This window comes from Phocaeicola sp., assembly GCF_057861905.1.
This window is the reverse complement of sequence record NZ_DBMACV010000010.1, coordinates 1-21,130: the sequence shown is the minus strand read 5'-3', so window position 1 is coordinate 21,130 and position 21,130 is coordinate 1. Positions and strand designations below refer to the sequence as shown.

Annotated in this window: 16 protein-coding genes; 12 read left to right on the top strand and 4 right to left on the bottom strand. The window is 43.0% G+C overall.

Features of this window, described 5'->3' with window-relative positions; translation table 11 throughout:
* The first annotated feature begins 34 nt into the window (after nucleotides 1-34).
* Nucleotides 35-1,696, top strand: coding sequence for a putative transporter (locus ACZM60_RS03285; protein ID WP_489520834.1), 1,662 nt, complete (start codon nucleotides 35-37; stop codon nucleotides 1,694-1,696).
* A gap of 21 nt (nucleotides 1,697-1,717) precedes the next feature.
* The gene (locus ACZM60_RS03280) at nucleotides 1,718-3,715 is read left to right on the top strand and encodes a fructose-bisphosphatase class III (RefSeq protein ID WP_021970907.1); all 1,998 of its coding nucleotides are present in this window, start codon (nucleotides 1,718-1,720) and stop codon (nucleotides 3,713-3,715) included.
* Between the two features lie 193 nt (nucleotides 3,716-3,908).
* On the opposite strand, the gene panD is transcribed toward ACZM60_RS03280, so the two are convergent.
* Together panD and panC are read right to left on the bottom strand one after the other, a co-directional pair.
* The gene (gene panD / locus ACZM60_RS03275) at nucleotides 3,909-4,259 is read right to left on the bottom strand and encodes an aspartate 1-decarboxylase (protein WP_021970906.1); all 351 of its coding nucleotides are present in this window, start codon (nucleotides 4,257-4,259) and stop codon (nucleotides 3,909-3,911) included.
* A 4-nt stretch (nucleotides 4,260-4,263) separates the two neighbouring features.
* On the bottom strand, nucleotides 4,264-5,109 hold the full coding sequence (gene panC / locus ACZM60_RS03270) for a pantoate--beta-alanine ligase (protein WP_021970905.1): 846 nt from the start codon (nucleotides 5,107-5,109) through the stop codon (nucleotides 4,264-4,266).
* Nucleotides 5,110-5,370: 261 nt separating this feature from the next.
* Between panC and ACZM60_RS03265 the strand changes: the two genes are divergently transcribed.
* Both ACZM60_RS03265 and ACZM60_RS03260 read left to right on the top strand, forming a co-directional pair.
* Nucleotides 5,371-6,189 carry a glycogen/starch synthase gene (locus ACZM60_RS03265; protein WP_489520815.1) on the top strand — a complete coding sequence of 273 codons (819 nt, stop codon included), beginning with the start codon at nucleotides 5,371-5,373 and terminating at the stop codon, nucleotides 6,187-6,189.
* Nucleotides 6,190-6,221: 32 nt separating this feature from the next.
* A complete protein-coding gene (locus ACZM60_RS03260; protein WP_340320124.1) occupies nucleotides 6,222-7,670 on the top strand; it encodes a DUF4270 domain-containing protein in 1,449 nt (482 codons plus the stop codon).
* Nucleotides 7,671-8,244: 574 nt separating this feature from the next.
* Here the strand turns inward: ACZM60_RS03260 and gap are convergent.
* A complete protein-coding gene (gene gap, locus ACZM60_RS03255; protein ID WP_204444500.1) occupies nucleotides 8,245-9,255 on the bottom strand; it encodes a type I glyceraldehyde-3-phosphate dehydrogenase in 1,011 nt (336 codons plus the stop codon).
* Between the two features lie 834 nt (nucleotides 9,256-10,089).
* Between gap and guaA the strand changes: the two genes are divergently transcribed.
* Both guaA and ACZM60_RS03245 read left to right on the top strand, forming a co-directional pair.
* Nucleotides 10,090-11,643 (top strand): glutamine-hydrolyzing GMP synthase, encoded by a 1,554-nt coding sequence (gene guaA, locus ACZM60_RS03250; protein WP_021969927.1) that lies wholly within the window; start codon nucleotides 10,090-10,092, stop codon nucleotides 11,641-11,643.
* A gap of 144 nt (nucleotides 11,644-11,787) precedes the next feature.
* Nucleotides 11,788-12,612 carry an SGNH/GDSL hydrolase family protein gene (locus ACZM60_RS03245; RefSeq protein WP_021969928.1) on the top strand — a complete coding sequence of 275 codons (825 nt, stop codon included), beginning with the start codon at nucleotides 11,788-11,790 and terminating at the stop codon, nucleotides 12,610-12,612.
* A gap of 99 nt (nucleotides 12,613-12,711) precedes the next feature.
* Here the strand turns inward: ACZM60_RS03245 and ACZM60_RS03240 are convergent, their stop codons facing one another.
* Nucleotides 12,712-13,092, bottom strand: coding sequence for a DUF3127 domain-containing protein (locus ACZM60_RS03240; protein WP_021969929.1), 381 nt, complete (start codon nucleotides 13,090-13,092; stop codon nucleotides 12,712-12,714).
* A 209-nt stretch (nucleotides 13,093-13,301) separates the two neighbouring features.
* On the opposite strand from ACZM60_RS03240, the gene dnaN reads away from it, so the two are divergent.
* The 6 genes from dnaN (at nucleotide 13,302) to ACZM60_RS03210 (ending at nucleotide 20,716) form a co-directional block, all read left to right on the top strand.
* Nucleotides 13,302-14,426, top strand: coding sequence for a DNA polymerase III subunit beta (gene dnaN, locus ACZM60_RS03235; protein WP_489520814.1), 1,125 nt, complete (start codon nucleotides 13,302-13,304; stop codon nucleotides 14,424-14,426).
* 127 nt (nucleotides 14,427-14,553) lie between these two features.
* Entirely contained in the window at nucleotides 14,554-15,330 is a 777-nt protein-coding gene (locus ACZM60_RS03230; protein WP_489520813.1) for an exonuclease domain-containing protein, read from the top strand.
* 5 nt (nucleotides 15,331-15,335) lie between these two features.
* Entirely contained in the window at nucleotides 15,336-16,529 is a 1,194-nt protein-coding gene (gene coaBC / locus ACZM60_RS03225) for a bifunctional phosphopantothenoylcysteine decarboxylase/phosphopantothenate--cysteine ligase CoaBC (RefSeq protein WP_489520812.1), read from the top strand.
* Nucleotides 16,530-16,549: 20 nt separating this feature from the next.
* The gene (recN, locus tag ACZM60_RS03220) at nucleotides 16,550-18,223 is read left to right on the top strand and encodes a DNA repair protein RecN (RefSeq protein ID WP_021969933.1); all 1,674 of its coding nucleotides are present in this window, start codon (nucleotides 16,550-16,552) and stop codon (nucleotides 18,221-18,223) included.
* A gap of 20 nt (nucleotides 18,224-18,243) precedes the next feature.
* Complete coding sequence (gene rlmB / locus ACZM60_RS03215; protein ID WP_021969934.1) at nucleotides 18,244-18,996, top strand: 23S rRNA (guanosine(2251)-2'-O)-methyltransferase RlmB; 753 nt, start codon at nucleotides 18,244-18,246, stop codon at nucleotides 18,994-18,996.
* A gap of 19 nt (nucleotides 18,997-19,015) precedes the next feature.
* Nucleotides 19,016-20,716 (top strand): tetratricopeptide repeat protein, encoded by a 1,701-nt coding sequence (locus tag ACZM60_RS03210; protein WP_340320127.1) that lies wholly within the window; start codon nucleotides 19,016-19,018, stop codon nucleotides 20,714-20,716.
* Nucleotides 20,717-21,130 lie beyond the last annotated feature (414 nt).

Here is a 21,130-nt window from a genome sequence, read left to right as displayed (position 1 = left end):
GTGATAATAATTTATTTTTATGTATCTTTACAACATGGAATGGTTATATAATTTATTTTTTGAACATACAGCATTACAGGCAGTAGTTATACTGTCGCTCATCATATCTATCGGACTTGGATTAGGGAAATTACATATCTGTGGAGTATCTCTCGGAGTTACTTTTGTATTTTTCATGGGAATTTTTGCCGGACATATGGGCTTTTCTATTGATCCGCAGATGTTATCGTATGCAGAAAGCTTCGGACTCGTTTTATTTGTCTATGCGTTAGGCCTTCAGGTTGGTCCCGGTTTTTTCAGTTCTTTCCAGCGAGGTGGGTGCAAACTGAATTTGTTGGGACTGGGAGTCATTCTGTTAGGTACAGTTATGGTTGTTGCGCTTACGACAATAACTCCAATCTCAATGCCCGACATGGTTGGTATCTTATGTGGAGCGACTACTAATACTCCCGCCCTTGGTGCCGCACAGCAGACCTTAAAGCAGCTGGGAGAATCAACCAGTGGTGCTGCCTTAAGTTGTGCCGTGACATATCCTCTCGGCGTGGTAGGAGTTATATTGGCTATCATTGTAGTCAGAAAATTGTTTGTACGTCCTTCCGATATGGAACAACACGAGCATGAAGACCCCAACCAGACATACATCGCAACATTTCAGGTACACAACCCTGCTGTATTCAATAAAAGCATTCACGATTTGGTCTACGTCAGTACGACCAAATTTGTCATTTCACGTTTGTGGAGAAACGGACAAGTCTGCATCCCGACTTCTGAGAAAGTTTTAAGAGAAAACGACCGGTTACTGGTTGTAACAACAGAAAAGGATGTACAAGCTTTGACAATCCTTTTCGGGGAACAGGAAAAAAAAGACTGGAACAAAGAAGATATCGACTGGGATGCGATAGACAGCCAATTAATTTCCAAGCACATAGTAATTTCACGTCCGGAAATAAACGGCAAGAAATTAGGTTCACTGCGCTTGAGAAATATGTATGGAATCAACATTAGTCGTGTATTACGCAGTGGGGTACAATTGCTGGCTACCCCAGAACTTATCTTGCAGTTAGGCGACCGTCTTACCGTCGTAGGTGAAGCAGCAGCAATCAAGAATGTAGAAAAAGTATTGGGGAATACAGTCAAGACCTTGAAAGACCCTAATCTTGGATCCATATTTATCGGCATCGTATTAGGACTGGTTGTAGGTTCCATACCAATTGCTATTCCGGGAATCAGTTCTCCTGTCAAATTAGGACTTGCCGGAGGACCGATAATCGCAGGTATTCTAATCGGATCATATGGACCACGCCTGCACCTGGTTACCTATACCACCCGTAGTGCGAGCCTGATGTTGCGAGGCATTGGCCTGTCGCTCTACCTTGCATGCCTGGGATTGGATTCAGGAGCTCATTTCTTCGATACGGTGATGCGACCGGAAGGTGCCTTATGGATAGGTATAGGCTTCCTGATAACTTTTATCCCCGTGGTGATTATGGCACTGGTAGCTCTTCGCTTATGCAAGATGGACTTTGGAAATACATGCGGCATGCTCTGTGGCAGTATGGCTAATCCGATGGCTCTGAATTATGCCAACGATATCATTCCCAATGACAACCCCGCCATCAGTTATGCAACGGTTTACCCGCTTGGCATGTTCATCCGCGTAATCATTGCCCAACTTATTTTAATGATATTCCTATAATATTCTAACCTGAACCATAATATGAAAATTTACAAACAAATCACACAGGAAATGATTCAGAAAGATGTCCGCTATCTGGAGCTTCTTTCACACAGCTTTCCCACTATCGCTGCGGCAAGCACTGAAATCATTAACTTGGAAGCAATCATGAATCTGCCCAAGGGAACCGAACATTTTCTGGCCGACCTGCACGGAGAATATGAAGCATTTCAGCACGTATTGAGAAATGCTTCCGGAGCTATCAAACGAAAAGTCAATGAGATTTTCGGGAATACGCTACGCGAAATGGAAAAAAAAGAGATTTGTACGCTGATATATTACCCGGAACAGAAACTTCAGTTAGTAAAAGAAGTAGAAACAGACTTGGTAGACTGGTACGTCATCACCTTGAACCAACTGGTAAAGATTTGCCAAAACGTTTCGTCCAAATATACTCGTTCGAAAGTACGTAAAGCACTTCCTGAGGAGTTCTCTTACATTATACAAGAGTTACTCCACGAAAGCAGCATGGAGCCGAACAAACAAGCATATATCAATGTCATCATCAGCACAATCATCGATACACACCGTGCCGACGACTTTATTGTTGCAATGTGCAACCTGATACAGCGACTCACAATTGATTCATTGCACATCTTAGGTGATATATTCGACCGTGGTCCTGGTCCACACATCATAATGGATACATTATGCAATTATCATAATTTCGATATCCAGTGGGGCAACCATGATATACTGTGGATGGGAGCTGCTTCAGGTAATGATTGCTGCATAGCCAATGTACTCCGTCTTGCTATGCGATACGGTAATTTATCTGCTTTGGAAGATGGCTACGGTATCAATCTGCTTCCATTAGCTACTTTTGCCATGGAAATGTATGCAGACGATCCATGTAAATGCTTCACCCCAAAAATAGATAAAGAAGTCAGTCCATACAACGAAAAGACAATTCGTTTGATAGCACAAATGCACAAAGCAATCAGCATCATCCAGTTTAAGTTAGAGGCTGCAACCATTCTTCGCCGGCCGGAATTTAAGATGGAAGACCGTTTGCTGTTGGGAAATATCGATTTCGACCGTAAGGTTATCACACTAAACGGAAATGAATATGTGCTGCGCGATGGATTATTCCCAACCGTAGACCCTGCCGATCCCTACAGACTGACAGAAGAAGAAAAAGACATCGTACAGAAACTTCATAATTCATTTACCGGCAGCGAAAAATTACGCACACATATGAAGTGTCTTTTCCGCTATGGCTGTATGTACAATGTATGCAACTCGAACTTATTATTTCATGCCTCCATGCCTCTTAATGAAGATGGCTCACTGAAAGAGATTGAAATATTAGGGAAAAAGTATAAAGGAAAGGCCCTATTAAGCCGGGTAGGTCAACTGATACGTACCGCTTACTTTGCAGAAAACGACAACGAAGAAAAAGCTTTTGCGCTCGATTATGTATGGTATTTATGGTGCGGCAAAGACTCTCCGGCCTTCGACAAGAGCAAAATGGCTACCTTCGAACGTTACTTCCTGGCAGATAAAGAAACCCATAAAGAAGTCAAGGGATTCTACTATACATTACGCGACCGAGAAGATATATGCGACATGATAATGGATGAGTTCGGCGTAGAAGGCGAACATCGCCATATCATCAACGGCCACGTACCGGTAAAAGCTGTCAAAGGAGAGAAACCTATCAAAGCCAACGGCAAACTAATGGTTATAGACGGTGGCTTTTCTAAAGCATACCAACCCGAAACAGGTATTGCAGGATATACACTGGTTTATCACTCACGTGGTTTCCAACTGGTTCAACACGAACCATTCACTTCGACTCAAAAGGCAATAGAAGAAGGATTAGACATTAAATCGACAACACAAATTGTCGAAATGAGTAGTAAACGTATGATGGTGAAAGATACGGACAAAGGAAAAGAGTTAAGTATTCAGATAGAAGACTTAAAAAAACTGCTTGTTGCCTATCGCACCGGTATTATCAAAGAAAAGTCATTATAGCCTTTAGTTTACTAAAAGTAAACGTACCAAGAAAAAAAGAACCATGTTCTATTCAACGACAATTGAGTAAAACATGGTTCTTTCTTTTTACCGATTATTAATCTTTTACATATTCAAAGGCCGAATTGTCAATACGGGACAAGACATACCCATCTCCATGAAAAGAAAATAGATACGACAAAGCAAATAGATTTTACACTATTTTGTTAGTCACCGTATCAGGAAATATCACTGTCGGCTTAAAAGTCTTAGCTTCTTCAAAGTCCATAAGAGCATACGACATAATAATAACTACATCTCCGACCTGCACCTTACGGGCTGCTGCTCCATTCAAGCAAATACATCCGGAGCCACGTTCTCCCTTTATAATATAGGTTTCAAAACGCTCTCCATTGTTATTGTCTACTATCTGAACTTTTTCTCCTGCAATCATATTGGCAGCATCCATAAGATCTTCATCAATAGTGATGCTTCCCATATAGTTCAGATTAGCTTCGGTTACAGTCACACAGTGAATTTTCGATTTCAGCACTTCTATCATCATGACCTTACTCCTTATATTTTATATTATCTATCAAGCGGACTTCGCCACAGAAAACAGTAATGCATCCCACAATATAATTGCTGGCATCCCATGTATTTACTGTTTGCAATGAGGTTCCATCTACAATCTCAAAATATTCCAGTCTTAAGCCATCCGACTCCGCAATCTTTGTTTCCACAAATGTTTTTGTTTCAGCAAGAGTATGTGTCTTGGCATATTCCACACTGGCAAACAAAGTTTTTGATATTTGCAAAGCCTGTATACGCTGAGCTGCACTCAAACGCGCATTACGGCTACTCAAGGCCAGTCCGTCCGCTTCACGCACAATCGGGCAACCCACTATCTCAAGATTGAAAGGATATTTGCGTACCATCTCGCGGATAATTGCCAATTGCTGAAAATCCTTCTCACCAAAGTAAGCGCGTGTAGGCTCTACAATCAGGAAAAGTTTACTTACAATCTGGCAAACTCCATTAAAGTGCCCCGGACGATACTTACCTTCCATTACCGTATCAAGCGGCGCATAGCTGAACTGACGAGTGTCCGGCTCCGGATAAATCTCCTCTACCGACGGAGCAAACACAAACGAAGCTCCGCATGCTTCCAGCAATTTACAGTCAGCATCCAGCGTACGCGGATATTTCACTAAATCATTTTTGTCGTTAAACTGAGTGGGATTCACAAAATCGCTCACTACCACAACATCATTTTCGGCAACAGCACGTTTTACAAGCGAAGCGTGACCTGCATGCAAGGCACCCATAGTAGGCACCAATCCGATGGTCTTTCCTTCCTTACGAAGTGAATCCAACTCCGTACGAAGTTCTTGAATAGTTTGAATTAGCTTCATTTTCTTTGATTATTAAACCAATAGTTTTCCAAAATCGGGTGCAAAGTAACCATATTTTTACCACATAATAAAACAGATTGATAAAAAACAGCAAAGTTTTTTATCCAAGAGTTGATTGCCTGACGAAATAGTTTCATTTGCAACACGTTATTTTACAAGTCGTTAACAAACTATAAGGAATAAATAACGGAGGGTACTTGCCTTTCTCGTCCATTTTTTTTATATCTTTGCAAAATGTTTATGAGCAACTAATAAAATAACATGAGCGCGAAAAAAGTATTATTCATTACACAAGAAATTACCCCTTACGTACCCGAAAGTGAATTATCTCTAATCGGTCAAAACTTGCCACAAGCTATTCAAGACAAAGGACGTGAAATTCGTACATTTATGCCTAAATGGGGAAATGTAAACGAACGCCGTAACCAGCTACACGAAGTCATCCGCCTATCAGGAATGAACATCATCATCGATGATACAGACCATCCTTTGATCATCAAGGTAGCTTCTATTCAGGCAGCACGCCGTCAGGTTTACTTTATCGATAACGATGATTATTTCCAGCACCGCCTGATGACTACCGACGAAGAGGGTAAGGAATATGAAGACAACGGCGAGCGTGCTATTTTTTATGCCCGCGGCGTACTGGAAACCGTCAAGAAGCTTCGCTGGTGTCCAGATATAATCCACTGCCACGGATGGATGAGCGCAGTAGTTCCTTTGTTCATCAAAAAGGCATATTACGACGAACCGTCATTCAGAGATTCCAAAGTAATCTTTTCGGTTTACGGCGACGGATTTAAATCGAATCTTGTACCAAACTTTAAAGGACAAATTTTATTCAGAGATATTACTCCTGAAGATTTGAACATGATAAGCGACCCTGTCAATTATGACGAGTTGTGCAAGCTTGCCATCACCTATTCCGACGGAGTTGTGCAAAACAGCGAAAATGTAAATCCGGCAATTATGGACTATGCACGCAGTCTAAATATTCCGGTAGTCGACTATCAACCCGAAGATACTTATGCCGATGCATGCAATGCTTTATACGACAAAGTATGGGAAGATGCCGAATAAAACCTCTAAACGTACAAAATTAATTTGAAACAATGAAACTCAAGTTCTTGGTAGCATTAGGTATTGCCGCCACACTCTACAGTTGTGATGATGAAACGACGGGGATCGGTCAATTCGTGGCCGATGCCGATATGATTCCAGCAAAAGCAGATTCGTACGTAATCGAGACCGAATCTCATCTTCTGGACTCCGTATATTCACGTTCAAGCACAGCTTATCTGGGAAAATTTACAGACAAAGATTATGGAACTTTCAGTTCTGATTTTCTTGTCCAGATAAATTGTCCTGAAAATTTCATCTTGCCCGACAGAATAGAAGAAATCAAGACTGCCAAACTGGGATTGTATTACACAAGCTATTTCGGAGACTCTCTGGCCAGTCTTCGTGTACAAGTAGACCCTCTGACTAAGGCTATCAAAGACGACGGTACAGATAAAGCTTTATATTACAGCAATCTTGACCCGACAGCATATTACGATCAGAATGCTTCCCCCCTGGCTATAAAAGACTATTCGGCATACGACCGTACAATCTCCGACTCAGTCAGAAGTGAAGACGGATATTATCCGAATGTTTCTATCGACCTGGGAACTGATTTCTGCAAGAATTTTCTGGAGAAATACAATTATACAGAAACCGTAAACGGCAAAACAGTACATCCCTACTTCAAGGATTCTGAATCATTCATCAACAATGTTCTGAAAGGATTCTATATACATACTACCAGCGGTGAAGGTTCTATTCTTTACATATCCGACATCTATTTGCATCTGACTATTGCTTATTGGACAAAGACATCGGAAGACAAAGATACACTTGTACACACAATCGTGCCCATGTCGTCTACCAAAGAAGTATTCATGTCGACTCGTTTTAAGAACTCCGGCATGAAAGAACTGGTAAATGACGCCAAATGTACCTACCTGAAAACTCCGGCAGGTCTATGCACAGAGGTAACTCTACCAATCGAAGAAATGTATGAAGTCCATAAAAACGATACGCTAAACTCAATATCCGTTTCATTCCAGAAACTGAAAGACCAGAGTGACAGCCCGTTCAAGATGGGAACTCCCAGTACCCTGCTCATGGTACGAAAGGACGAGATGAAAGATTTCTTCGAAAACAATAAGGTATATGATAATAAAACCACATTCCTTTCTACATATAATTCCAGCTCAAATTCATACGAGTTCTCTAAACTGAACCGTCTGATATCTTATATTTTCAGTGAAATCAGACCTGAAATTGAAAAGGGAGAAAGTGAGTGGAACAAATGGAAAAGCGAACATAAAGACTACAATAAGCTGCTCCTTGTTCCTGTAACCACAGAAAGCGACTCACAAGGCAATATAATAGGTGTAGAAAATGACTTGAATGTGAACTCCGCAATGCTCGTAGGAGGAAAAGACTTAAATAATTCTTCAGACGAGAGTCAGCGAATAAAGATGAGCATCATCTATACAAATCCGGTACAGAGATAAAGCAATACCGCTCTTACCTAAGGACATATTTCTATCCTGAATATATCTTTTTCAGAAGATATATTCAGGATATTTTTTTATCCATATCTTCTTCCAATCTCACCCAAAGAGTCTTCCCTTACCTCACAACAAGCTTTTCCAATACAACAAAGCAAACACAAACAACAGCCTAACACTTCTCTTCCCAGACACCTTCTCGTCTGCCTCCAAGACATTCCCTAATCTGGCCACTTCCAACAATACAGTTCCTTCATTATCGCCCAGTCAGAGCCAACTATTCACCAAAGACAAATCCTTTTTATAGCCTCAACATCGAAATCCCTCAACAGCAAATACAATTCCTTGCCTCAGCAAGAAATAACAACACGCGCCAAAGCTACTTCCTCTCTGATACGAGCCAAGCACCCACACCCCTCTACTTCCACCCAAAAAAACAGCTCTGACAAGGCAAACAAAAGTACAAACAACTATAAAATACCCAAGCCCCTCCCAACCAAAAAAGCCTACAGATATAAAAATAAAAAAGCCGCCCGGTAAAAACCGAGCGGCTCCGCTATATGGTTATTTTAACTGATTAGCAGTTTACAGAAGCCATGTGAGCGATCAGATCCAATACTTTGTTAGAGTAACCGATTTCGTTGTCATACCAAGAAACAACCTTAACGAAAGTATCAGTCAAAGCGATACCAGCTTTAGCATCGAAGATAGAAGTGTGAGTGTCACCCAAGAAGTCAGAAGAAACAACTGCATCTTCAGTGTAACCCAGGATACCCTTCAATTCGCCTTCAGAAGCTTCCTTCATAGCAGCGCAGATTTCAGCGTAAGTAGCCGGTTTAGCCAAGTTAACAGTCAAGTCAACTACAGATACATCCAAAGTCGGAACACGCATAGACATACCAGTCAGTTTACCGTTCAAAGCCGGGATAACTTTACCTACAGCCTTAGCAGCACCAGTTGAAGACGGGATGATGTTACCAGAAGCAGCACGACCACCTCTCCAGTCTTTCATAGAAGGACCGTCAACAGTTTTCTGAGTAGCAGTAGTTGAGTGAACTGTAGTCATCAAACCATCAGTGATACCCCATTTGTCGTTCAAAACCTTAGCGATAGGAGCCAAGCAGTTAGTAGTACAAGAAGCGTTAGAAACGAACTGAGTACCTTTAACGTAAGTCTTTTCGTTAACACCGCAAACGAACATCGGAGTGTCATCCTTAGAAGGAGCTGACATTACAACATATTTAGCACCAGCTTCGATGTGAGCCTGAGCTTTTTCTTTAGTCAAGAACAAACCAGTAGATTCTACTACGTATTCAGCACCTACTTCGTTCCAAGCCAATTCTTTAGGATCTTTGCAAGCTGTTACACGGATTTCTTTGCCATTAACAATCAATTTGCTGTTTTCAACGTCTGCTTCGATAGTTCCGTTGAATTTACCGTGCATTGTATCATATTTCAACATGTAAGCCAAGTAATCAACCGGGCACAAGTCGTTAATACCTACGATCTGGATATCGTTTCTGTTTTGAGCTGCGCGGAATACGAAACGGCCGATACGACCGAAACCGTTAATACCTACTTTAATCATTTTGTTTAAATTTTAAAGGTTTTATAATTCAATTTTAAAACACTCGCTTTTTTAAATCTCAGCCCTCAGGTATTCAGGATTTATCTACCTCTTCTTTCCTGATTGCGTTGCAAAAATAAGAATTTCTTTTTGAACTTGGGCACGAAAAGTATTAAAATTAAGAAAAAATCGATTTGTTTTTTCAGTAATTTTCATGGAAAGCTTTGTTGCAAACTCCGTTTCATGTCATTTTGCAATCCGTACTTTACACGTAGATTGTTTTCACACCATGCAATACTCCTTTCTGTCCTTCGGGACAAACACCAACCTCTTCCCAGCCTTTATTGCAATCGGTCTACGGATTGCTTTCCATTCTCCTTTATATATTATTAAGTAACCATTTCGTCTGCCTTACCCAGCAGCGTTTTTCCCGATATGCGTTCTGCCCGTTTCGCTATCTATAATATATAAGGAGAATATTCCTGCAAAGCTTTCCAGACAATAAAACAACTCAAAAGGCAACTAAAAAGGAATAGCATTTCCAGGAGAACAGAGTGCAACAAACGGAAAATGCATTATGCAAAAAGGCCGGAGAAAACACACAGACACGTGCGGCAACTGGCATAAGCAAGTTCTGTACAAGGCCATCTTTACAGAAAGACATCCTGACATCATTCAGAACCAGTCCAGACGCGACGAATAAAATTTGTACAAAAGATTTTATTTTCTGTACAAAAAATAAAAAAACGTCGAGACATTTTTGGCGAAAGATGCCCACGTTTTCCGAAGCACTTGTAGCATTTATAAAAAAATATGAGTATCTTTGCACGCATAGAAAATTTTACAGAATAAAATATGCAGGAAAAAATCATTATTCTCGACTTTGGTTCACAGACCACGCAGCTCATCGGCCGCCGCGTACGCGAACTGAACATGTATTGCGAGATTGTTCCCTACAACAAGTTTCCCCACAATGATCCGTCGGTTATCGGTGTCATCCTCTCAGGAAGCCCCTTCTCTGTATACGATGAAAAGGCCTTCAAAGTTGATTTGACCGATATTCGCGGCAAATATCCTATCTTGGGTATCTGCTACGGCGCACAGTTCATGGCGTATACCAACGGAGGTAAAGTTGAACCTGCCAACACACGTGAATACGGACGTGCACATCTGGCCAAGTTCGACCACGAGAACCCGTTGTTGAAAGGCATCCGCGAAAACTCTCAGGTGTGGATGAGCCACGGAGATACCATTACAGCTATCCCCGAAAATTTTGAAATCATTGCCTCTACCGACAAGGTTGCAGTAGCAGCTTATCAGGCAAAAGGTGAAAAGCTCTGGGGCGTACAGTTCCATCCGGAAGTATTCCATACAGAAGATGGTACACAGTTGCTGAAGAACTTCGTAGTAGATATCTGTGGAGGTAAGCAGGACTGGAGTGCTGCATCGTTCATCGAAACGACTGTTGCCGAGTTGAAAAAGCAACTGGGTGACGACAAAGTTGTTCTCGGACTGAGCGGCGGTGTAGACTCATCGGTAGCAGCCGTACTGCTGAACAAGGCTATCGGCAAGAACCTGACTTGTATTTTCGTAGACCACGGTATGCTGCGTAAGAACGAATTCAAGAACGTTCTTCACGACTATGAATGTCTGGGCCTGAACGTTATCGGCGTAGATGCCAGCGAAAAGTTCTTCAGCGAACTGGCAGGCGTAACCGAACCGGAACGCAAGCGTAAGATTATCGGTAAAGGCTTCATCGACGTCTTCGACGAAGAAGCTCACAAAATAAAAGACGTGAAATGGCTGGCTCAGGGTACTATCTACCCAGACTGCATCGAGTCTTTGTCTATTACAGGAACTGTTATCAAGAGTCATCACAATGTTGGTGGTCTGCCCGAAAAGATGGACCTGAAACTTTGCGAACCTCTCCGCCTGTTGTTCAAGGATGAAGTACGCCGTGTAGGTCGCGAGCTGGGTATGCCGGAACACCTCATTACCCGCCATCCGTTCCCGGGACCGGGACTTGCCGTACGTATTCTGGGCGATATCACACGCGAAAAGGTACGTATCCTGCAAGATGCTGACGATATCTTCATCCAAGGCTTGCGCGACTGGAAGGTTACCGACGCCAACGGCAATGAAACTTCGCTTTACCATCAGGTATGGCAGGCTGGAGTTATCTTGCTTCCGGTACAGAGCGTAGGTGTTATGGGTGACGAACGTACTTACGAACGTGCCGTTGCTTTGCGTGCCGTTACAAGTACCGATGCCATGACTGCCGACTGGGCTCATCTGCCTTATGAGTTTATGGCAAAGGTTTCGAACGACATCATCAACAAGGTAAAAGGCGTAAACCGCGTTTGCTACGATATTTCTTCAAAACCACCCGCCACAATCGAGTGGGAATAAAAGAATAAAACCACTTTCAGAAGGAGGCACAGACTACATGGGCTACCGGAATCAAAGCCGGTATGTTATCCCGTGTTATCTGTGCCTTATTTTCATTCCTTATCCAAAACACAAAGAAATACAAATATCATGTACACAAAATATATGGCATGCTTACTTTCGGGACTTCTCCTCTCCTCTCAGACGATTCCCGGCATGGCAACGACAAATGAGCCCGAAGCAACAGAATGCATCCGGCAAAATCAATGGAACGGAAAAAAAGTCGCCTTTCTGGGTGACTCTATCACCGACAAGATACACGTAGGAACCACCAAAAATTACTGGCAGTACCTGGCCGAAATGCTGGGACTCGAGCCATTGGTATACGGCATCAACGGCAATCAGTGGAACGGTATCTTGAAACAAGCTCAAAAGCTGAAAGCAGACGTTGGGGATGACGTAGACGCCATCATTATTTTTGCCGGAACAAACGATTATAATGCCGGAGTACCTTTAGGAGAATGGTACACGTTCAATTACGAAGAAACGACCGTAAAAGGCGGAGGCAAGGAAGTACGTAAGAAACGCAGTGCCGACCTGAACAGCAACACGTTCCGGGGACGAATCAACGAGGCACTAAGTTACCTGAAGCAGAACTTCCCGACCAAACAAATCATCCTGCTGACACCGATACACCGTGCACAGGCCCGCTTCAGCAACAACAACATTCAGCCGGAAGAAGCGTTTCCCAACAAGCTGGGCCTCTACGTAGACGAATATGTAAACGTGATAAAGGAAGCCGGAAACGTATGGGCTGTTCCGGTAATCGACCTGAACAGTATCTGCGGACTCTACCCGATGTTTGATGAGCATTCTCAATATTTTCACGATGCGACGACCGACCGCCTGCATCCGAATGCCAACGGACACTACCGTATGGCAAAAGCCATCATGTATCAGTTACTTGCATATCCAGCCGATTTCAAATAATCGTCGGATGCATATATTTACAAACAACGAACCCGTACAGGTATATATTGGAAAACAACCTGCACGGGTCCGGTATTATTTCATCTGCCAGCAGAAAAATCAGAAAGGCAGATCGTCTTTTTCGTCCGAAGCCGCAAAATCTACGGGAGCAGCCGGAGCTGCGTTCATCGGCGGGAAAGGAGCATCCATCGGCGGCATCTGCTGAGCAGCACCTACACGTTCTACCTTCCACGCACGGATACTGTTGAACCAACGTCCCTGCCATTCGCGTGCATCAATATCGAAGAAGACATTCAATTCCTCCCCTACCTGAATATTGAACTGCTGTATCTTGTCTGCACCAAACACATCGAAGCACATCCGGCGAGGATACTGATCGTGAGTTTCGATGACATATTCCTGCACCTTCCATTCATTACCATTCTTTGAAACACCACCTCTGGGCTCAAGAACTGCTATCACTTTTCCTGCTAATTCCATATTTTTAGTTTTTAAATCGGTCACGAAATTACGCTTTTCTGAACAAGTAAACTAATTTTTACCCTCTTTTTTGCGATGCTTCTACAATCTTTTCGTAACTTTGGCAAGATAAACAGCATGCAACAAAGTATGTTTTCTTCCCGACGGCAGAGCCCGTTGCAGAAGTATCTGATGATATAACTTAGAAAATAATTAATATAAGAAAGACCATGAAATTTATTGTTTCAAGTACAGCCTTATTCAGCCACTTACAGGCTATCAGTCGTGTTATCAACTCAAAGAATTCCTTACCGATACTTGACTGTTTCCTTCTGGAGTTGCAGGACGGAACACTGTCGATGACTGCGTCCGACAATGAAACTACATTGTCGACTTCCATCGAAGTAAACGAGTTCGACGGCGACGGACGTCTGGCCGTTTCTTCCAAGACCTTACTGGAAGCCCTGAAAGAAATTCCGGAACAGCCTTTGAGTTTCCAGATAAACCCCAGCAATCTGGAGATTACTGTACAATACCAGAACGGTAAATATAGCTTAATGGGACAAAATGCTGACGAATATCCGCAGACTCAGGAACTGGGCAGCAATGCAGTTCAGGTAAACATGCCGGCCGATGTACTGATGGGTGGCGTGAACCGCTGTATCTTCGCAACTGCCGACGACGAATTACGCCCGGTAATGAACGGTATTTATTTCGACATAACTCCGGAAGACATCACTCTTGTAGCGTCCGACGGTCATAAACTGGTACGCTGCAAGACTTTTGCTGCGCACAGCGACGAGAAAGCTGCATTCATCCTGCCCAAGAAGCCGGCAAACTTGCTGAAGAACTTACTGCCGAAAGAACAAGGTGACGTACAAATCGGATTCGACGACCGTAACGCTTCGTTTACACTGGATAATTACCGCATGGTCTGCCGCCTGATAGAAGGCCGTTACCCGAACTACAATTCGGTCATTCCTCAGAACAATCCGCACAAGGCTATCATCGATCGTGCTTCGTTTATCAGCGCACTTCGCCGTGTGTCGGTATTCTCTTCACAGGCAAGCAGCCTGATTAAGCTGAGTCTGTCGGAAAACCAGATGAAGATTTCTGCACAGGACATCGACTTCTCTACCTCGGCCGAAGAAACAATCATCTGCCAGTACGAAGGAAATGCCATGAGCATCGGATTCAAGTCTTCTTTCCTGATCGACATCCTGAACAACCTCTCATCACAGAATGTGGTAATCGAACTGGCAGATCCGTCACGCGCAGGAGTCATCGTTCCGGAAGAACAGGAAGAAAACGAAGACATCCTCATGCTGCTGATGCCAATGATGCTGAACGATTGATAAAAAACAAACAAAGTCGGCCTGCCCTTCTCATTGGCGAAAGACTCCGCATATCGGATTTGTCCACCCGGCAATGAGAAGAGTTCACCGAAAAGACAGGCAGTGCCGAAACAAATATTTCTATTTTATGAAACTGAATTTAAAGAATCCCCTGATTTTCTTCGATCTGGAAACCACGGGAACAAATATAAATATTGACCGTATCGTCGAAATCTGTTACCTGAAAGTTTATCCAAACGGAAACGAAGAAAGTAAGACCATGCGTATCAACCCAGAAATGCACATTCCGGAAGCCTCTACAGCTATACATGGCATACACGACGAGGATGTGGCAGACTGTCCGACATTCAAGGAAGTAGCCAAGGATATTGCCCGTGATCTGGAGGGAGCAGATATTGCCGGATTCAATTCCAATCGTTTCGATGTGCCCGTGCTGGTAGAAGAATTTCTGCGTGCCGGTATTGATATAGACCTGACTAAGCGTAAGTTTATCGACGTCCAGGTTATCTATCACAAGCTGGAACAGCGTACACTTTCGGCTGCCTACAAGTTCTACTGCGGCAAGAATCTGGAAGACGCTCACACCGCAGAAGCTGATACACGCGCTACATATGAAGTACTGAAAGCTCAGCTCGACCGTTATCCCGATGTACTGGAAAACGATATCAAGTTTTTGTCCGATTATTCTACTTACAGCAAAAATGTAGATTTTGCAGGACGCATTGTATTCGACGATAATGGTGTGGAAGTCTTCAACTTTGGTAAATACAAAGGTATACCGGTAGCCGAAGTTCTGCAACGTGATCCGGGGTATTATGGCTGGATCCTGAACGGAGATTTTACACTGAATACTAAAAATGTACTGACTAAAATCAGATTGCGCGAAAGCGGATTGGTGAAATAAACAGAATGAAAGGGAAAAAAATAGTATTGGGCATTACGGGAAGTATTGCCGCCTACAAGGCAGCCGTGCTTACACGCCTCCTGATAAAAAAAGGTGCAGAGGTACAGATTGTCATCACTCCTGCCGGAAAAGAATTCATTACTCCTATTACACTTTCGGCGCTGACCAGCAAGCCTGTCATCAGCGAGTTTTTCTCGCAGCGCGACGGAACATGGCACAGTCACGTAGATCTGGGATTATGGGCTGATGCTATGGTTATAGCTCCTGCTACTGCTTCAACCATCGGTAAGATGGCACACGGGATAGCCGATAATATGCTGGTTACTACTTACCTTTCTATGAAAGCTCCCGTGTTCGTGGCTCCGGCAATGGACCTGGATATGTTTGCTCATCCTTCTACACAGCATAACCTCGATATTCTCCGTTCGTACGGAAATCACATCATCGAACCGGCTTCGGGCGAGCTTGCCAGTCACCTGGTGGGAAAAGGAAGAATGGAAGAGCCGGAAAAGATTGTGGAGGTACTGGAGGCTTTCTTTGCCCGACAGGAGGACCTGAAAGGCAAAAAGGTAATGATTACCGCTGGCCCGACTTACGAAAAGATAGATCCGGTACGTTTTATCGGAAACTATTCTTCGGGAAAGATGGGCTATGCCCTGGCAGAGGTCTGTGCCGAACGGGGAGCAGAAGTCACACTTATTAGCGGACCGGTAAACATGAACGCCGTACATCCGCGCATCCATCGGATAGATGTGGAAAGTGCAGAACAGATGTATCTTGCTGCAAAAGAGGCATATGCCGGAGCAGATGCTGGTATTCTGTGCGCAGCAGTAGCCGACTTTACACCGGAACAGACTGCCGACCATAAGATCAAACGTGAAAAAGAAGATCTGGTTCTACGTCTGAAACCGACTCAGGATATCGCAGCAGCACTGGGCAAGGAAAAGAAACCGCATCAGTGTCTGGTTGGCTTTGCTCTGGAAACCAACGATGAAGTGCAGCATGCTCAGGACAAGCTGGAACGGAAGAACTTCGATTTCATTGTACTCAACTCGCTGAACGACAAAGGTGCCGGTTTCCGTTGTGATACCAATAAAATCACGATTATCGACCGACAGGGAAAAACGCCTTATCCCCTGAAAGGAAAGAAGGAAGTGGCGGAAGATATCATCGATAAACTTGCTGCCATACTCCATTAAGTAAACCGAAAGGAATACGTATGTTACAGTCTATTTATATACAGAACTATGCATTGATCGACAAGCTGGACATTGACTTTTCATCCGGCTTTTCGGTCATTACAGGCGAAACGGGAGCCGGAAAATCTATCATTCTGGGGGCGATTGGTCTACTATTGGGCCAGCGTGCCGATGTAAAAGCTATCAAGAACGGAGCATCCAAATGTATTGTCGAAGCCCGGTTCCGCATTTCCAGCTATGGCATGGAATCTTTTTTTGCCGAAAACGACATCGAATATGATCCCGAAGAATGTATTCTGCGACGGGAGGTTTCGGCAAACGGAAAGAGTCGTGCTTTCATAAACGATACTCCAGCCTCACTGGCTCAGATGAAAGTTCTGGGAGAGAAACTGATTGATGTACATAGTCAACATCAGAACCTGCTACTCAACAAAGAGGGTTTCCAGTTGAATATACTGGATATTCTGGCGCAGGATGATAAACAACTTGCCCAGTACCAGCAAGTATATGCAGACTACAGGCAGGTATGCCGTGAACTGGAAGATTTTATCGAACAGGCTGAGAAAAGCCGCAAGGATGAAGATTACATTCGTTTCCAGTTGGAACAACTGGAAGAAGCTAATCTGAAAGAAGGAGAACAGAGTGAGCTGGAACAGGAAGCTGAAACCTTGAGCCATGCAGAAGATATCAAAGCTGGACTGTACAAGGCAGAACAGTTGATAGACGGTGAAGAAGGTGGAGCGCTTTCACAGACTAAGGAATGTATGCAAACCTTGCAGAACATAGCACGTGTATATGCTCCGGCTGCAGAATGGACTGAACGGCTGAACAGTTGCTACATCGAACTGAAAGATATAGCCCACGACCTGGCAGGAGCCGAAGAGGAAATCGAGTTCAATCCTTCACGACTGGATTATGTAAACGAACGATTGAACCAGATTTACAGCCTTCAGCAAAAGCACAAAGTCGATTCGGTAGAAGCACTCATCGAGCTGACAGACAATTACCGCAAGCAACTGAATGCCATTACTTCCTTCGATGACCGTATTGCTGAGCTAAACAATCACAAAGCACAGTTGTATGATGAGGTACTGAAACAGGCTTCGCTACTGACCGGACTCCGTACAACATCTGCACGCCATATAGAGGAGCACATGAAGTCATTGCTCGTTCCATTAGGAATGCCCAATGTACGCTTTGCCGTGGAACTGACTCCACGTAAGGAACCGGATGCCAAAGGAATGGATAGTGTAACATTTCTTTTTTCTGCCAACAAAAACGGGACATTGCAAAATGTGGCATCTATCGCTTCAGGAGGAGAAATTGCTCGTGTCATGCTTTCACTGAAAGCCATGATTGCCGGAGCAGTGAAGCTTCCAACTATAATCTTCGATGAAATCGACACTGGAGTATCTGGTTCGATTGCAGAAAAGATGGCACTTATCATGCAGGATATGGGACGCCAGAACCGTCAGGTTATCAGTATAACTCATCTGCCACAGATTGCGGCACGAGGCACTTCCCATTACAAGGTGTATAAAGAGGATACCGAAACGGGGACCAACAGCCATATCCGACTGCTTACACAGGAAGAACGTGTACAGGAGATTGCCAATATGCTGAGTGGAAGCACACTTACAGAAGCGGCACTGAACAATGCTCGTGCGCTACTGGAAGGAAACTCAAGTCTTTAAAAAAACGAAAATAAAAAGATATGATTGAAAAAAATGAAATGATATTCGGCGTAAGAGCCGTCATAGAGGCCATACAGGCAGGTAAGGAAATAGATAAAGTACTGGTGAAAAAAGACATTCAGAGTGATCTCTCGAAAGAACTCTTTGCCGTACTGAAAGATACATTTATCCCTGTACAGCGTGTCCCTGTGGAACGCATCAACCGTATCACGAAAAAGAATCATCAGGGAGTAATAGCATTTATCTCCCCTATCACCTATCAACGTACGGAGGACATCGTACCTTTCCTCTTCGAACAAGGAAAGAACCCGCTGCTGATTATGCTGGACGGGCTTACTGACGTACGAAACTTTGGAGCTATCGCACGTACCTGTGAATGTGCCGGAGTCGATGCTATCATTATCCCTTCGAAAAATAGTGTCAGTGTAAATGCCGATGCCATCAAGACTTCTGCCGGTGCATTGCACACCATCCCTGTATGCCGTGAGAATAATCTTACCAATACGATTAAGTTCCTGAAAGAAAGTGGGTTTAAAATTGTAGCTGCGACCGAAAAGGGTGACTACGATTATACAAAAGCAACATATACAGACCCTACTTGTATTATTATGGGAGCAGAAGATACGGGAGTACCTTACGAACATCTTGCTTTATGCGATGAATGGATTAAGATTCCACTGTTCGGCTCCATCGAGTCACTTAACGTATCAGTTGCAGCAGGTATCCTTATCTACGAAGCTATCAAGCAGCGTGGATTCACAAATGAAGAATAAAACATAAACGTAAAAGTACATGAAAAAGACAATACTTATATTAGCTTGTGGAATGTCATTCCTTACGGGATTCTCACAAGAGCTTCCCAAATGGGCAAGCAAAGCCAGAAAAGCGGTCTTTTCTGTTATAACTTATAACAAAGAGAACCAAATATTAAATACGGGAAACGGATTCTATATCGACGAACAAGGAACTGCCGTATCTGATTATACACTCTTCAAAGGAGCAGATCATGCAGTCATCGTAACAGCAGACGGTAAAGAGCTACCCGTAAAATATATTATGGGTGCAAACGATATTTACGATGTTGTTAAGTTCAAAACTGAATTTGACAAAAAGGCTGCCGCACTTCAACCTGCTTCACAGACCGCGACACTGGGTGAAACAGTTTATTTGCTTCCATACTCCACTCAAAAATCGGCCGATGGACAAAATGGTACAATAGCCAAAATTGATACGATAGGCAACAATTCTTTCTACTATACGCTGAATATGCAAACTACAGACAAAACAGTAAGCTGTCCAGTAATGAATGCAAACGGAGAAGTTCTGGGGTTAATCCAGAAAAATTCTGATCCGGAAAGTAAGGAAAGTTATGCCATCGGAGTTACCTATGCATCTTCTCTTTCGATTAGTGCCCTATCGGTAAACGATCTTACTCTTAAGTCTATTGGCATAAAGAAAGGGCTTCCTGAGGATGAATCTCAGGCATTGGTATACCTCTATATGGCAGCATCTACACTCGACCGTGACAGCTATCTGAACCTGTTGAACGATTTTATTGCCAAATACCCGGAAAATCAGGAAGGATATCTGCGTCGGGCTACTTGTTATATGAATTACGGTGATGATGCTCACAATGCTCTGGCAACCGAGGACATGAACAAAATGCTTGATTTATCGAAGCAAAAGGATGATGCTCACTATAATATTTCTAAACTGATTTACAGTTATCAATTGAATAAAGGAGATAAACCTACTTATGCCGACTGGACTTTCGACCGTGCACTAAATGAAATCAATGAGGCTATCCAAATAGCTCAGCAACCTATATACTATCAAGTACAAGGAGATATTTATTTCGCCATGCAGAAATATGCAGAAGCCTTTACGGCTTACGACAAGGTAAACAAGAGCCCGCTTGCTTCCGCTGCAACATTCTATTCGAGCGCTAAAGCCAAAGACTTGATGGAAGGAGTAGACAAAAAGGAAGTTGTTGCCCTAATGGATAGTGCCGTTGCACGATTTAATAAGCCTTATGGAGAAGATGCAGCTCCTTATTTGTATGAACGCGCAGGTGCAAAAATTGCAATAGAGGATTATCGAGGAGCGGTAGCAGACTATAATGACTTTTACGATGCCATGCTGGGACAAGTTTCTGCTGAATTTTATCTCACTCGTATGCAGGCTGAAATGCAATGCCGCATGTACCAGCAAGCAATTGATGACATAAACAAAGCTGTAGAATTAGATCCGAACAATGTTAATTACTGGGTAGAAAAAGGAGGTGTATGTTTACGTGTCAATCAAGTAGAAGAAGCTATTCAAGCACTTGAGAAGGCTATATCCATCGATCCTCAAAATGCACCGGCATACCGTATGTTAGGGTATATCCAAGTTCAACAGAAACAAATGGAAAAGGGAATCTCAAATTTGCAAAAAGCAAGAGACTTGGGTGACGAAGTAGCAATCGGATTACTTGAAAAATATAATAAATAAAGATAACAATGTCATCAACACCATACGCGGAGTCTGATGAAAAAGAGTCTATCTCTATCAAGATAAAATCATAAATTGAAATTTAAAAGATAAAATCCTCTTATTTTAGCCATATAACTAAAATCCATCTTGGCTGAAATAAGAGGATTTTTTATATAGTTATAACTTAAAGGCTACTATTTTTCTATATTAAGCCTATTTTCTCTTCAATAAGGAGCAAAATTCTAAATCATCTTAAGCCATGGTTTCTTTATAGCAAATAGACACTTCACTCAATGAAAATATGGATCTGTGACTTTTTCGACAAGATGAAAGCGCTGAATGCATTATCAATATTAATAAGCTTCGGCATTTTCTATTAAGCTCCCATTTGTCATCATTTCCTGAGCATCCGGAGAAAGCCCCTGCGGGAGG

What these genes read in the sequence shown, in the direction of transcription:
- ACZM60_RS03285 (WP_489520834.1), top strand. Translation starts at nt 35, where the DNA reads ATGGAATGGTTATATAATTTATTTTTTGAACATACAGCATTACAGGCA.
- ACZM60_RS03280 (WP_021970907.1), top strand. Translation starts at nt 1,718, where the DNA reads ATGAAAATTTACAAACAAATCACACAGGAAATGATTCAGAAAGATGTC.
- panD (WP_021970906.1), bottom strand. Translation starts at nt 4,259, where the DNA reads ATGATGATAGAAGTGCTGAAATCGAAAATTCACTGTGTGACTGTAACC.
- panC (WP_021970905.1), bottom strand. Translation starts at nt 5,109, where the DNA reads ATGAAGCTAATTCAAACTATTCAAGAACTTCGTACGGAGTTGGATTCA.
- ACZM60_RS03265 (WP_489520815.1), top strand. Translation starts at nt 5,371, where the DNA reads ATGAGCGCGAAAAAAGTATTATTCATTACACAAGAAATTACCCCTTAC.
- ACZM60_RS03260 (WP_340320124.1), top strand. Translation starts at nt 6,222, where the DNA reads ATGAAACTCAAGTTCTTGGTAGCATTAGGTATTGCCGCCACACTCTAC.
- gap (WP_204444500.1), bottom strand. Translation starts at nt 9,255, where the DNA reads ATGATTAAAGTAGGTATTAACGGTTTCGGTCGTATCGGCCGTTTCGTA.
- guaA (WP_021969927.1), top strand. Translation starts at nt 10,090, where the DNA reads ATGCAGGAAAAAATCATTATTCTCGACTTTGGTTCACAGACCACGCAG.
- ACZM60_RS03245 (WP_021969928.1), top strand. Translation starts at nt 11,788, where the DNA reads ATGGCATGCTTACTTTCGGGACTTCTCCTCTCCTCTCAGACGATTCCC.
- ACZM60_RS03240 (WP_021969929.1), bottom strand. Translation starts at nt 13,092, where the DNA reads ATGGAATTAGCAGGAAAAGTGATAGCAGTTCTTGAGCCCAGAGGTGGT.
- dnaN (WP_489520814.1), top strand. Translation starts at nt 13,302, where the DNA reads ATGAAATTTATTGTTTCAAGTACAGCCTTATTCAGCCACTTACAGGCT.
- ACZM60_RS03230 (WP_489520813.1), top strand. Translation starts at nt 14,554, where the DNA reads ATGAAACTGAATTTAAAGAATCCCCTGATTTTCTTCGATCTGGAAACC.
- coaBC (WP_489520812.1), top strand. Translation starts at nt 15,336, where the DNA reads ATGAAAGGGAAAAAAATAGTATTGGGCATTACGGGAAGTATTGCCGCC.
- recN (WP_021969933.1), top strand. Translation starts at nt 16,550, where the DNA reads ATGTTACAGTCTATTTATATACAGAACTATGCATTGATCGACAAGCTG.
- rlmB (WP_021969934.1), top strand. Translation starts at nt 18,244, where the DNA reads ATGATTGAAAAAAATGAAATGATATTCGGCGTAAGAGCCGTCATAGAG.
- ACZM60_RS03210 (WP_340320127.1), top strand. Translation starts at nt 19,016, where the DNA reads ATGAAAAAGACAATACTTATATTAGCTTGTGGAATGTCATTCCTTACG.